Origin of the sequence: Rohdeia mirabilis (assembly GCA_007750655.1) — a bacterium.
In the GTDB taxonomy this organism is placed as follows: Bacteria; Planctomycetota; UBA1135; order UBA1135.
Genome location: CP036290.1, coordinates 3,146,821 through 3,159,540, shown reverse-complemented (window position 1 = coordinate 3,159,540; position 12,720 = coordinate 3,146,821). Strand labels below are relative to the sequence as shown.

General features: G+C 68.0%; 11 protein-coding genes. 7 read left to right on the top strand and 4 right to left on the bottom strand.

Annotated features, from left to right (window positions below):
* Nucleotides 1-14: 14 nt before the first annotated feature.
* Complete coding sequence (locus tag Pla163_RS11800; protein ID WP_145188372.1) at nucleotides 15-836, bottom strand: RNA polymerase sigma factor; 822 nt, start codon at nucleotides 834-836, stop codon at nucleotides 15-17.
* Nucleotides 837-1,088: 252 nt separating this feature from the next.
* Between Pla163_RS11800 and Pla163_RS11795 the strand changes: the two genes are divergently transcribed.
* The 4 genes from Pla163_RS11795 (at nucleotide 1,089) to Pla163_RS11780 (ending at nucleotide 4,277) form a co-directional block, all read left to right on the top strand.
* On the top strand, nucleotides 1,089-1,820 hold the full coding sequence (locus Pla163_RS11795) for a Sir2 family NAD-dependent protein deacetylase (protein ID WP_145188369.1): 732 nt from the start codon (nucleotides 1,089-1,091) through the stop codon (nucleotides 1,818-1,820).
* Nucleotides 1,821-2,081: 261 nt separating this feature from the next.
* Nucleotides 2,082-2,903, top strand: a complete 822-nt coding sequence (locus Pla163_RS11790) for a class I SAM-dependent methyltransferase (protein ID WP_419185855.1) — start codon at nucleotides 2,082-2,084, stop codon at nucleotides 2,901-2,903.
* 48 nt (nucleotides 2,904-2,951) lie between these two features.
* A complete protein-coding gene (locus tag Pla163_RS11785) occupies nucleotides 2,952-3,854 on the top strand; it encodes a class I SAM-dependent methyltransferase (protein ID WP_145188363.1) in 903 nt (300 codons plus the stop codon).
* A 57-nt stretch (nucleotides 3,855-3,911) separates the two neighbouring features.
* Nucleotides 3,912-4,277, top strand: coding sequence for a PaaI family thioesterase (locus Pla163_RS11780; protein WP_145188360.1), 366 nt, complete (start codon nucleotides 3,912-3,914; stop codon nucleotides 4,275-4,277).
* Nucleotides 4,278-4,380: 103 nt separating this feature from the next.
* Here Pla163_RS11780 and Pla163_RS11775 read toward each other — a convergent pair whose 3' ends face one another.
* Together Pla163_RS11775 and ettA are read right to left on the bottom strand one after the other, a co-directional pair.
* Nucleotides 4,381-5,013: an NUDIX hydrolase gene (locus Pla163_RS11775; protein WP_419185854.1), complete on the bottom strand. Its 633-nt coding sequence runs from the start codon at nucleotides 5,011-5,013 to the stop codon at nucleotides 4,381-4,383.
* The gene (ettA, locus tag Pla163_RS11770; protein ID WP_145188357.1) at nucleotides 5,010-6,686 is read right to left on the bottom strand and encodes an energy-dependent translational throttle protein EttA; all 1,677 of its coding nucleotides are present in this window, start codon (nucleotides 6,684-6,686) and stop codon (nucleotides 5,010-5,012) included. The genes Pla163_RS11775 and ettA overlap by 4 nt, the downstream gene beginning before the upstream one ends.
* Before the next feature lie 392 nt (nucleotides 6,687-7,078).
* Here ettA and amaB point away from each other — a divergent pair, with 392 nt between their 5' ends.
* Together amaB and Pla163_RS11760 are read left to right on the top strand one after the other, a co-directional pair.
* Entirely contained in the window at nucleotides 7,079-8,635 is a 1,557-nt protein-coding gene (gene amaB, locus Pla163_RS11765) for an L-piperidine-6-carboxylate dehydrogenase (RefSeq protein WP_145188354.1), read from the top strand.
* Nucleotides 8,636-8,685: 50 nt separating this feature from the next.
* Nucleotides 8,686-9,825 (top strand): hypothetical protein, encoded by a 1,140-nt coding sequence (locus Pla163_RS11760; RefSeq protein WP_145188351.1) that lies wholly within the window; start codon nucleotides 8,686-8,688, stop codon nucleotides 9,823-9,825.
* 277 nt (nucleotides 9,826-10,102) lie between these two features.
* Here Pla163_RS11760 and Pla163_RS11755 read toward each other — a convergent pair whose 3' ends face one another.
* Nucleotides 10,103-10,591, bottom strand: a complete 489-nt coding sequence (locus Pla163_RS11755; RefSeq protein WP_145188348.1) for a hypothetical protein — start codon at nucleotides 10,589-10,591, stop codon at nucleotides 10,103-10,105.
* A gap of 436 nt (nucleotides 10,592-11,027) precedes the next feature.
* Here Pla163_RS11755 and Pla163_RS11750 point away from each other — a divergent pair, with 436 nt between their 5' ends.
* Nucleotides 11,028-12,653, top strand: a complete 1,626-nt coding sequence (locus Pla163_RS11750; protein ID WP_145188345.1) for an FG-GAP repeat domain-containing protein — start codon at nucleotides 11,028-11,030, stop codon at nucleotides 12,651-12,653.
* The last annotated feature ends 67 nt before the right edge of the window (nucleotides 12,654-12,720 follow it).

The window sequence follows — 12,720 nt, the reverse complement described above, 5'->3', positions numbered from 1 at the left end:
TCGGTACGCAGCGCTCAGCCCGCCGTCTGCACCCGTTCGAGCAGGCGCTGACGCACTTCGCGCGGAAGTTCCTCGCGCCCCATGTCGCGCACCAGGTCGCAGGTCAGGTCGAAGGTCGCGAAGACGGCGCGGCAGCGTTCGCAGACCACCTCGTCGCCGACCGGGAACGGAACGCCGCGATCGAGCGCGTCCTGCTTGGCCTCGAGCAGATCGATGCACACGGCGCGGTCGTAGCGAGCAGGTTCCAGAGCCACCTGCGGCAATCCGGACTCGAGTTCGGCGCGCAACGCGATCCGCGCGCGGTGGAGGCGCGACTTCACGGTGCCCTGGGCGACGCCGAGCGCCGTCGCCGTCTGGGCCACGGACAGTCCGACCACGTCGCGCAGCACGAGCGCCATGCGGTGGTCCTGCGGCAGGTCCGCGACGGCCGCGCGCAGGCGTTCGACCAGCTCCGAGCGCTCGGCCGCGTCGAGCCCCGACTCGGGCAGGGCGCCCAGCTCGTCCCGGGTGAACAGCGACTCGTCGAGGGTCTCGAGGAGCTTCGGTTCACCGCTGCGCGGCCGGTGCATGCGTTGGCACGCGCGCGCGGCGATGGTCCACAGCCAGCTGGCCGGATCGCTGCGACCCTCGAAGCCGTCCCAGCCGCGGTAGGCGTTCAGGAACACCTCCTGCACCAGGTCCTCGGCTTCTTCGGGTCCGCGACACAGCTTCCGTGCGAGCGCGTGCAGGAGTCCGCCGTAGCGATCCACCAGACGCACCGTCGCTTCGTCGCGCGGCAGGTCCCACTCGTTCGCGCCCATGACGAGAGCGTAGCGATCGCGCTCGTCGAGCGTCACGGCGCAGCGTTCGTGGGGCCGGGCGCTGGGCTCGACGACGCGCTGCTCGTGGTGTGATTCGCCCTGTCGAGGCCTCTCGGCGTTCCGCACGGGATGCGATGCGTGGCACGGGCGACTCGCCCATTCGTCGACGGGGGCGGGGCTCTCGAGTCATGGAGCAGCCTGACGCAGCGGCGCGCCCGGACGGGACGCTGTCGACGTCGGGGGAATCCGTGCACCGAGGGAGCGACGCACACCACTAGGCTCGCGACCATGTCCAGCGACGATCGAGCGCGACGCGGCGCCCCGCACCTCGTGGTCCTGACCGGCGCCGGGATCTCCGCCGACTCCGGCGTGCGCACCTACCGCGGTGCCGGAGGACTGTGGGAAGGACGCCGACTGGAAGAGGTCGCGACACCACAGGCCTGGGCACAGGACCCGCGCACGGTCTGGCGCTTCTACCAGGAGCGGCGGCGGGCGCTCGCGAGCGTCCGGCCGAACGCCGCGCACCTCGCGCTGGCCTCGTGCGAACGGGAACTGCTCGCGGCCGGAGGATCGCTCACGCTCGTCTCCCAGAACGTGGACGATCTGCACCAGCGCGCTGGCAGCGCAGTGCTCGCGATGCACGGGCAGCTGTGCGAGCTGCGGTGCGAGGCGTGCGCTGTCGTGGTCGTCGATCGGGCTCGGTTCGATGCCGATGCCTTCGTGCCGTGTGCGAACTGTGGTCACCCGCGGCTGCGCCCGAACGTGGTCTGGTTCGGGGAGGTGCCGCACCATCTCGCGCAGATCGAGTCCGCGCTCGTGAAGTGCACCGACTTCGCCGCGATCGGCACGAGCGGAGCCGTGTATCCAGCGGCCGGTCTCCTGGCGGCGGCGCGCGACCTCGGTGCGCGCACCTGGGTCCAGAGCCTCGACGCGCCCGAGAACCTCGATCCACGCGACCGCTTCCTGCCGGGTCGCGCGGTCGACGTGGTGCCCGCGCTCGTGGCCGACTGGTGCCGCTGAACGGAGGCCGGCGCCGGTCGATGGCCGATGCCCGCGCAGCACGTTCCAGGCCGGCGACCACGTCGCCCGGCGCAGTGCCCGCACAAGAACACCGCTCGACCGCCCGTTCGCGGGGGCGCGCGGAGCGGCGCGAGGCGCGCAGCGGCGGGACCTCGCGCGGCGTCCGCACTCGACGTCGGCGCGCGCTCCGCTAAGCTCGGCGGAAGGTGCCGCGACGTCCGTGGCGCTCCACGTGGACACCGGTCGAGGTCGAACGAAATGGTGGCTGACGACGACTCCGAAGAAGCCGCTCTCGCTCGGGCCTGGGAAGAGCGGGCCCGTTCGCCCATGCAGCGCTTCTTCGTCGCTTCGCACCCGGGTTGGTCCGACGAGGCCGCCTGGGAGCGCTGCGCCTGGCGCGACGCGGCCGCGTTGATGTTCGGGGTCGGCGCGGATCGTCTCGCACGGGCGCGCGTCCTCGAGATGGGCTGTGGTGTCGGACGCCTCGCGCGTCTCGTCGCTGCGCGCGCGGCCAAGTACGACGGATTCGACATCGCGCCGTCGATGGTGGCGGACGCGGTCCGCACGGTGGCTCCGGTGGCGCCGACGGCCGAGATCCTGGTGGGGGACGGCAGCGGTCCGCCGCCTCCGTTCGACGAGCGCAGCTACGACCTGATCTACGCCTGGGCCGTCTTCATCCACGTGTCGCGCGACATCGCCATGCGGAACCTCGCGGCGCTCGTGAAGGTCCTCGCGCCGGACGGTCAGCTGCGCGCGCAGTTCTTCGCGGACCTCACCGATCCGACCGTGACGCGCGCCTACTTCGACATGGACCAAGGGCCGCCCGCGTTCGAGAGTCTGCCGGACGACGTCTCCGTCGGAGCCGACGCCGAGGAGCCGGGCGAGGACGCGCCCGAGGTCGTCGCGCTCACGGCGTCCTCGGAAGAGCGCCCCGACTACATCGGGCACAACTGGAGGATCGACGAGCTGCGGGCGGCGCTCGAGGGACTCGGTGCGCCGGGCGAGCTGGACGTGCGGCTCGAACGCCTCGAGCCGCGCATCGTCTACGCCCTCGTCCGCCGCATTCCTTCCCGGGATCGTTGAGCGGTTCGGCTTGACCGCCGGGGGCCCCGCGCTCCACCCTGCGGTCCCATGCAGGCCACACAGACGCCCCCCGGCACCGTTGCGAAGCCCGTCATCCCCGAGGACATCGCCCGTTTCGAGACGAAGCGGCGGTCGATCCGGCGCAGCGTGCGCGCGTTCCTCGATCGCGAGCCGCAGCGGTTCCAGGGCTCGCGCGTGCTCGACCTGCCCGCGGGCCAGGGACTGACGTCGGGGCGCTTGACCGAACTCGGCGCGCGCGTCGATCCGTTCGACCTGTTCCCCGAGGCCTTCCGCGTGCAGGGCCTCGAGTGCCGCCGCGCCGACGTGATGGAGGGCGTGCCCGTCGAGGCCGGGACCTACGACTACGCCTTCTGCCAGGAGGGGATCGAGCACTTCAGCGACCAGTTCAAGGCGCTGCGCGAGTTGAACCGCGTGCTCAAGGTCGGCGGACACCTCTACCTGACGACGCCGAACTACTCGAACCTGCGCGCGAAGGTCAGCTACCTGTTGTGCGAGAGCGAGTTGTCGGGACGCCGCGCGCCGCTGAACGAGCGCGACGACGTGTGGATCCCCGAGAAGGCCGACGGCGCGATCTACTTCGGGCACGTGTTCCTGACCGGCGTCATGCGCTTGCGGGTGCAGGCGCGGCTGGCCGGGTTCGAGCTCAAGCGCGTGCTGCCGACCCGCTGGCGCACCTCGGCGCTGATGCTGTTCCCGTTCCTCTATCCGCCGATCTGGTGGGCGACGCGGCGTTCGTGTCGGAAGGCGCTCGCGCGGCACGCCCATGACCCGAAGGCACGCGACCTGTACGACGAGCTGCACCGCCTGGGCACGAATCGCGACGTGCTCCTGGGCTCGCACCTCTTCCTCGAGTTCGAGAAGATCGTCGGTACGGCGTCAGGCACGCAGGTGCCACCTGCCGGCAGCGACGCGGCGAATTGCAGTGCGTAGGCGCGGCAGGTGGCACCTGCGTGCCTGACGCCGTACCGACAATCCACCCCCGACCCCATGCGCAGCCCCGTCAACGAGCACCTCGGCCTCGACACGATCGATCACGACGACGGGACCGTCGAGCTGCGGCTCGCCTGTGGGCCCGAGCACACGAACGAGGTCGGGATCGTCCACGGCGGGCTGACGTCGTTCCTGCTCGACGGCGCCATGGGCCGCGCGATCGGGCGGACGCTCGAGGCCGGTGGGTCGTGCGCGACGGTGCAGCTCTCCGTGCAGTTCCTCGCGCCCGCTCGCGGCACGATCGCGGCGGTGGGGCGCGTGACCAAGCGCGGCCGCCGCGTGGCCTTCGCCGAGGCCGAGTGCCGCCGCCTCGACGACGGCGAACTGGTCGCCCGCGCGCACGGCACCTGGGCGGTCAAGTGATCGGTACGGCGTCAGGCACGCAGCTGCCACCTGCCGCCGTCGGCGCGGCGATTCGCAGCGACGACGGCGGCAGGTGGCAGCTGCGTGCCTGACGCCGTACCGATCACCCGAACGCCAGCCGGAACAGCCGCGTCACCGAGTCGTCGAGGCCCAGCCCCTCGAGCTCGTCCGGCCCGAACCAACCCAGCTCGTGCGACTCGCCACTCACGACCTCGCGCGCGCCGATCGGGGCGTAGACGCAGAAGCGCACGTCCAGGTGCAGGTGCTCGGGCTCGACCGTCCCGTCCTTCGTGCGGCGCGCGGGGATCGTGTGGATGTCCACGTCGATCGGTCGCGGATCGATCACGAGGCCCTCGATCCCCGACTCCTCGACGCCTTCGCGCAGCGCTGCGCGCACCAGATTCCCGTCGCCGTCCGCGTGGCCGCCCAGTTGGAGCCAGCGGTCGAGCTTGCGATGGTGCGTGAGCAGCACTCGCTCGCGCGCGCCGTCGAACAGGAACGCGGCCGCCGTCAGGTGCCCGTCCGCGCACGAACGCAGCAGCGCGTCCGGATGCGCGTCGATGAACGCCAGCACGCGCTCGCGCTCGGCCGCCTGACGCGCGTCGTGCGGCACGTAGTCGAGCACGATGCGGCGCGCGTGCTCGAGCCCCGACGGCCCGAGCAGCGGCGGCGCGTCCTCGGCGAGCCGCAGCCCGCCGCGCTCGGCCAGTCGTTCGGTGCGCGCTCCGCCCTTCAACGCAGCAGCTTGCGATAGCGGCCCGCGCGCGACTCGGCGCCCAGTCCGACGCGCACCCGCCACTCGTCGCGCCACGGCACGTAGTCCTCCCAGGTGCCGTGGTGGAAGTTCACGTAGCCCTCGCCCTCGAACGCGAGGATGTGCGTGACGATGCGGTTCAGGAAGTAGCGGTCGTGGCTGACGACGATCGCGCTGCCCGGGAAGTTCTCGATCGCGTCCTCGAGCACGCGCAGGGTGTCGAGGTCGAGGTCGTTCGTCGGCTCGTCGAGCATCAGGACGTTCGCGCCGGTCTTCAGCATGCGCGCGAGCAGCACGCGGTTGCGCATCCCGCCCGAGCACTCGCCCAGCTTCTTCTGCTGGTCCTCGCCCTTGAAGTTGAAGCGCGCGACGTAGGCCCGCGCGTCGATCGTCGTGTTGCCGAACGGGATCAGGTCGTTGCCCTCGGTGATGTTCTCGTACACCGTCGCGTCGTCGTCGAGCAGGATCCGCGACTGGTCGAGGTAGGTCAGCTTGACGGTCGAACCGATCTCGACCGTGCCGCTGTCCGGCTCCTCCTTGCCGAGCATCATCTTCAGCAGGGTCGACTTGCCCATGCCGTTCGCGCCGACGACGCCGAGGATCGCACCCGCCGGCAGGCTGAACGTCAGGTTCTTGATCAGCGTTCGGTCGCCGAAGCCCTTGCACAGCTCCTTGGTCTCGATGACCTTGTCGCCGAGGCGCGGTCCGGGCGGGATGCGCAGGTCGACCGACTCGGTCTGGTCCTCGATCCGGTCGTTCTCCATCGTCTTCAGACGCGCGAGACGGGCCTTGTTCTGCGTCGTGCGCGCTGCGGGGGTGCGCGCCTTCCACTCGCGCTCCTTCTGGATGAACTTCGCGAGCTTGCTGTCGGACTGGCGCTTCATGTTGAGCGCCTTCTCCTTCTGCTCGAGGTACGCGGAGTAGTTGCCCTCGTACGGCGTGCCGAGGCCGCGCTCGACCTCCAGCATCCAACCCGCGACGTTGTCGAGGAAGTAGCGGTCGTGCGTGATCAGCATCACCGCGCCCTCGTACTCGGCCAGGTGGTGCTCGAGCCACTCGACCGTCTCGGCGTCGAGGTGGTTGGTGGGCTCGTCGAGCAGCAGGAGGTCGGGGTGCGACATCAAGAGCTGGCACAGGGCCACGCGGCGCCGCTCACCGCCGGACAGCTTCTTCACGTCCGCGTCCATCGGCGGCAGGCACAGTGCGGTGGCCGCCTGCTCGAGACGACTCTCGAGGTCCCAGATGCCCTTCGTGGTCATCTCGTCGCTCAGGCGTTCGTACTCGTTGTTGAGCTTCTCCTCCTCGGCGCCGCTGACGCTGCCGAGCAGACCGAGGACTTCGTTGTAGCGCGCTTCGATCTTGCGCAGCGGCGCGACGGCTTCCTCGAGGTTGCCGGCGACGTCCGTGTCCTCGTTGAGGGGCGGCTCCTGCGCGAGGTAGCCGACGGTCAGGCCGGCGGCGGGTTTCGCGACGCCTTCGAACGCCTTGTCGACGCCCGCCATGATCCGCAGCAGCGTGGACTTGCCGGCGCCGTTCGGGCCGATGACGCCGATCTTGGCGCCTTCCAGGAAGGACAGCGTGATGCCGCGCAGGACCTCGCGCTGGCCGTAGTACTTCTTGAGGTCCTGGACTTGGTAGATGATCCGGTCGGCCATGGAACTGAGGTCGATGGGCGGCGCCTTGGGCCGCGAGTTCGAGGGGCCGGGCCGCAGGTCGCGCGGGGCCGGCCGGTGGTGAGCGGACCCCGGTCGGAGCGTCCGTTCGAAGGGGCTCGACGCCTCGTCCGTGGGGCGAGAATCGAGCACTCGGCGAAAGAGGGTAGCGGCGGGTGCACGGGCTGGCCACCGCCCTACACTGGCCCGCTCGAAACGGACCCGGGTCAGGCACTCGGGACCCCCGATCGAGCACTGCCGTCGCCCCGAGCGGGCGATCTTCGGCGCGCCCGTGCCCGGGCCGGATGCAGTCCACGGGCTGTGTCGCGACCGGGCTGCCAGCGGCCCGCCGCGCTCCGACTTCGACCAGACCGACCACCAGCTCAGCTCCAGCGATGACTCCCGCGACCCAGACCACGACGATCGATCCCACGGCCCTCCTCGCGAAGCTCGGCATCGAGCCGGTGCACTCGGGCGCGTACGCCGGCGAGTGGCTCGCCACCACGGGTGCGGAGCTCGAGGTCACGAGCCCCGGGACCGGCGAGGTCATCGGCCGCGTGCGCCAGGCCACCGCGGCCGAGTACGACCGCGTGGTCGAGGCCGCCCAGGAGGCGTTCGGTCGCTGGCGCCAGCTGCCCGCTCCGATCCGCGGCGAGTACGTGCGCCGCATGGGCAACGCGATGCGCGAGAAGAAGGACGAGCTGGGCGCGATCGTCACGCTCGAGATGGGCAAGATCCTCCAGGAGGGTCTGGGCGAGGTGCAGGAGGCGATCGACATCGCGGACTTCGCCGTCGGTCAGAGCCGCATGCTCTACGGCCTGTCGATGCACTCCGAGCGCCCCGGCCACGCCATGCGCGAGCAGTGGCACCCGCTCGGCACGATTGGAATCATCAGCGCGTTCAATTTCCCGTCCGCCGTGTGGGCGTGGAACTCGATGATCGCGCTGATCTGCGGCGACGCCTGCGTCTGGAAGCCGAGCCCCAAGACGCCGCTCACCGCCATCGCGATGACGAACGTCTGCCGTCCGGTGCTCGAGGAGGCCGGCTTCGGTGCGCTCCTCGGCCTCGCGATCGGCACCAACGAGGAGGTGGGGGAGCGCCTCGTCAACGACAAGCGTCTGCCGCTCGTCTCCTTCACCGGTTCGAGCGCCGTCGGCGGTCAGGTCGCCGGCAAGGTCGCCAGCCGCTTCGGTCGCACGATCCTCGAGCTGGGCGGCAACAACGCCATGGTCGTGACCGAGAACGCGGACCTGGACCTGGCCATCCCCGCGATCCTGTTCGGCAGCGTCGGCACCGCCGGCCAGCGCTGCACGAGCACGCGCCGCCTGATTCTGCACGAGTCCGTCGCCGACGAGGTCGAGAGCCGTCTCATCAAGGCCTACGGCCAGATCCAGATCGGCAACCCGCTCGATCCGAAGACGCTGTGCGGTCCGCTGATCGACCAGGTCGCCGTCGACAACATGCACAAGACGCTCGAGCAGGCCAAAGCCGAGGGCGCCGAGGTCCTGTGCGGCGGCGAGTCGATCACGCTCGACGGAGCCGAGGCCGGCGGCCACTACGTGACGCCCTGCCTCGTGCGCGCCAAGAACGAGATGCAGTGCGTGCAGAACGAGACGTTCGCCCCGATCGTCTACCTGATGCGCTATTCGAGCCTCGACGACGCCATCGCCATGCACAACGCGGTGCCCCAGGGCCTGTCGAGTGCGATCTTCACCTTGAACGTGCGCGAGGCCGAGACCTTCCTCAGTGCGGCCGGCAGCGACTGCGGGATTGCGAACGTGAACATTGGCACGAGCGGTGCCGAGATCGGTGGTGCGTTCGGCGGCGAGAAGGAGACGGGTGGCGGGCGCGAGTCGGGGTCCGATGCCTGGAAGGCCTACATGCGCCGCCAGACGAACACCGTGAACTGGAGTACCGAGCTGCCGCTGGCGCAGGGGATTCAGTTTGGGTGATACTCAGGGCGTTGGCGGGCGGCGCAACTGAGGAATGACCCTGGCGAGCAATGAACGTCGAGAAGCTGTACGACTTGGTGTGGACGTTTTCTACGGAGATCGATGTACACGAGATTGCTGAGAAGACGCAGCGCTTGCGTGAGACCCTTCAGACGCTAGCCAACCAGCCTCAGAACGCGGGTCATCAACAGGCGCTCGCGAAGGCAAGAGACTCGCTAGTGAAATCGCTGAAGGGTTTGCCAAGCAACCAGCTCCCGCAGTCCATGGTGGAGTCCGCGCAGGAGATGGGGGTATGGGATCATACAGGCGGTAGACTGGCGCGGCGAATTGGCCGTGCGCTTGACGGAAATCAGATTACTCCGAGCTCGGCGCTGGACGCACTTCAGGTCGTTCTTGACGAGTTCGACAAGATCTCGAGTGCGCTTGAAGGTATGCGCTCAGCGCTAGAGTTGTTCAATGTTACTACAGCTGATGTTGGCGAAGGCGAATGCGAGATCGCGTTGCAGGTGCCGCGAGGACTAGTTGAGAAATCAGCTGAGAGCCTCTTCGAGGAGTGGCAGGAGATTGTTGAGCGGCTTGGAGTGTTTAGCGAGCTGGTCACTGGTGCGCGGCGTCCATTCGCTGTCAAGTCGGTCTCCTCGAGTGATTTTACTGTCGTTCTTGAAACGGTCCCGGAGGTCGGGGCATACATCGCTGTTGCGATTGAACGGCTTGTCGCTCTCTACAAGAAGGTTCTCGATATCAGAAAGGTGCGGTCTGAGTTGAAGGCGTTAGAGGGTGCTTCAGATTCAACCCTCGAGTCGCTGGGCGAGGACGCGAATCGAGTTGCTTCGCAGGGGGTCGAGGAGGTCGCTTCTGAAGTGCTAGCTGCGATGGAAGAGGACTCGGCATGTTTCGATCGGAGTAATGATGCGAGGGCCAACGAGCTTCGGAACGAGTTGACCATGGCGCTGAGGCGGATAGCAGATAGGATCGATCGCGGAGTTCGCTTAGAGGTAGCGATCGGAGCTTCCGAGGAGAGTGGGGTCGAGGGTGAAGCCGCTGACCATGGCGAAGCGTCTGTGCGACGAGGGGTAAGCGCAGTGCAATGCACCAGCTATCCCAAGATATCTGGGGAGCCAATTCTTCAACTCGGGGCGCGTGATAACAACGAGGACGATGATGGCCCTGTCAAGGGGGGCGCGGAATAGGGAGGTGCCTCGTTGCGCGAATTCGACAATCTCCCGTGAGTGCAGAGTCGGACCCGAGTTCGTTGATCTACCGACGGAAGGAGCCGTAAGGTCGAGGCCAACCTCTGTCTCGACAGGGGCGTCGCATGTGCGTCCTCGTGCGGTGCTCTCTTGTACGGAGTCAAGCACCCCTTCGTCTCTTGGGCGAGGATTCTTGTGCGGCACCGCTTTCGCTATCGGGCGACGAAGGTTTGTCTGAATCAGTACTGCAAGGCTCTTCGATTTCTCAGGCGCTCAGCTAGATCGAGAATGCTCCCACTATCGGGGTAATGAGGAGGCAGATCCAATACGAACGGAAGGCGATCGCACCCACCTGCGAGTCAGCTTGCGGCTTGTACTCGGCCGCAACTAGGTACGCCTCTCGGCGGACAAGAAACTTCCACCTTATGCTCCAGATGTACCACGCCCAGGGGAGGGCAAGGGTATACCTGACGACGCCGTCCCTTCCAGCCACATTGGATACGTAGTTCCCGACCAGTAAGACCGGGATGGCCAGCACCGCCCATTGGAGGAGGCCTGGGGCCGGAACGAAATTCCACTTCGACTCCAGTTGGTGGATCTGTCGGCCACGCAACAGTGGCGCGCCTGGGTCGTGCGCTTGGGCGATCGCGCCAAGTGCAAAGAACGCGGCTCCGGATCCCAGTAGGAAGGCGGCAAACCTCCCTGTCATTACAAACCCGCTCGGGATGTCTAGCGCGGCGAGTGAGGTTGGGTTGATTGTCAGCATTGAGTGATTCGGTGTAGTCGATGGTGTGGCCTTTCGGATCTTGCCATGCTGGCGATAGGCTGAGATCTGCGCACAATGATACTCGGTCGAGTGTGCCGTAGTGGTGCTTGGTGGAGCAGGGTGGCTGCTGATGTGGACGATAGACGATGCCGAGCAGGTGTGTCCGACGGAGAGGCGCGCCGGTGAGCAGCTCCGTCCCTCGAAACGGAGGTGGCTCGGTAGATGCGTCGCTCCATCCTCGCGGCGTGAACGAACCTTGGTCGAGCAGTCCATCCGACCGAGGACGGGCTCGAACGCCATCGCGTATCTTCGCGGCCGGTCATACCCGGGCTCGACGAGCGAGCCATTGAGTCCTCGCGCTCCTCGGTCCTGTTCGCGGGGAGCCGCTCGCTCGCCAAGCTCGTCACGCTCCCTTCACCTTGACCGGTGAGCCCCCATGCAGATCGCCCCCTCGCTCGTCCTCGCCTGGTCCGCCTTCATCGCGACCTCGGTCGTCGGCACCGCCCACGGTCAGACCTTCGCCACGTCGACGCTCGTCGTCGCGGACACGGGGCAGGTCCTGGACATCCTTCCTTTCGATTGGAACGGAGATGGTGACCTGGACCTGACGCTCGCTCTCGCAGGCGGCTCCGTCCTGCGGCTCCGCAACCCGGGAGTCGCTCAGAGTTGGACGGGCGGGATCGGGATCGGTGGTACGAACGCGATGAGCGAGCTCGAGTACACGGATCTGGGTGGCCCGGGAACCGGGCGGGATCTGGTGATCGGGTACCTCTTCGGTGCACCGCTGGGCTGGTCCGCGAGCGGCACGAACAACGTGCTCGGACCCGTTCAGCTGGTTTCAGCTCCAACCTCGTTCCTGGCCGAGATCGACGTCGCGGACGTCGATGGGGACGGAGTCGAGGACGTCGTGTGCATGACGGCTTCACCGCCGACGATCGGAATGGTGGCGGGCGACGGGCAAGGCGGACTCACGCCCTACGTGACCCTGGCACAGGGCAGTGATCTACGAGGGTTGGAGACGACGTTGGGGGCGAGCAAGGGCGACCTTCGCCTGTTCGACGTGGATGGGGACGGCCACCTCGACATCACGATCGCCGGCGGCACCGAGGGCGTGCTCGCCATGAAGGGTCAGGGCGGTGGGAGCTTCGGTCCGATGGAGCTGCTCTCACCCGTCCCGATCGCCCACGAACACCTCTTCGCCGATCTCGACGGCGTCGCTCCGTTGGACCTCGTCGTGTGGGACGTCTCGGGTGGATCGTCGATCGGTTCGCGGGTCGACTGGGCGGCCGGTCTACCCGGCGGCGGTTTCGCCGCGCCGGTCCAGCTCGACGGCGTCGTCGGTCGCGGGCCCACGGTGATCGCCGACATCGACGGCAATGGACTTGCCGACATCGCGTACGAGAAGGCCGGCGCGCTGTGGTGCATCCTGTCGAACGGTGGGGGCGACTTCACTGCACCCGAATGGCTGGGGGAGTGCGGCGACGCGTTGGAGATCGAGGTGGGGGACTTCGACGCCGACGGCGACGTGGACCTCGTCGTCTCGACCGAGGTCCCGGACCCGTTCGTTCCGTTCTCTCAGACCTTTCCGCTGCGCATCCACTGGAACGACGGCGTTCCGCAGCCCAGCGCGGGCAGTGGACTCGTCGGCACGCCTCGGCAAGTGAGCGTCCAAGCCGGAGGCGAGCAGGTCCTGACTCTCGACTCGGGCGGCATCGGCGACTTCTACGTGATGTGCGGCACGGCGACCGGAGTTCTGCCCGGTTTGGACATCCCAGAAGTCGGTCTCAACCTCCCGCTGAACGCCGACGCGTACTTCAGCTACCTCCTGGGGCAGCTTCCCAACCAGCCGGGCGGCATCGCTCCGATGCCCGGTTCCACGTTCGGCGAGTCCGGCTTCTTGTCCGGGACCCACTCCGTCCGTGTACGTGTGCCTCCCGGGACCGACCCTTCTCTCGTCGGCCTGACGCTCCATCACGCCTTCGTGACCTTCGACTTCGGGCCCGGGGGTCTGGGAGCGCTCGTCTTCGTCAGCAACGCCGTGCCGCTCACGCTCGTTCCCTGAGGTACGGCGTCAGACCCATCTTCGTCCCTCGATCAAGGGTTCGTGTGCGGCACACCTCCGCGGTCGG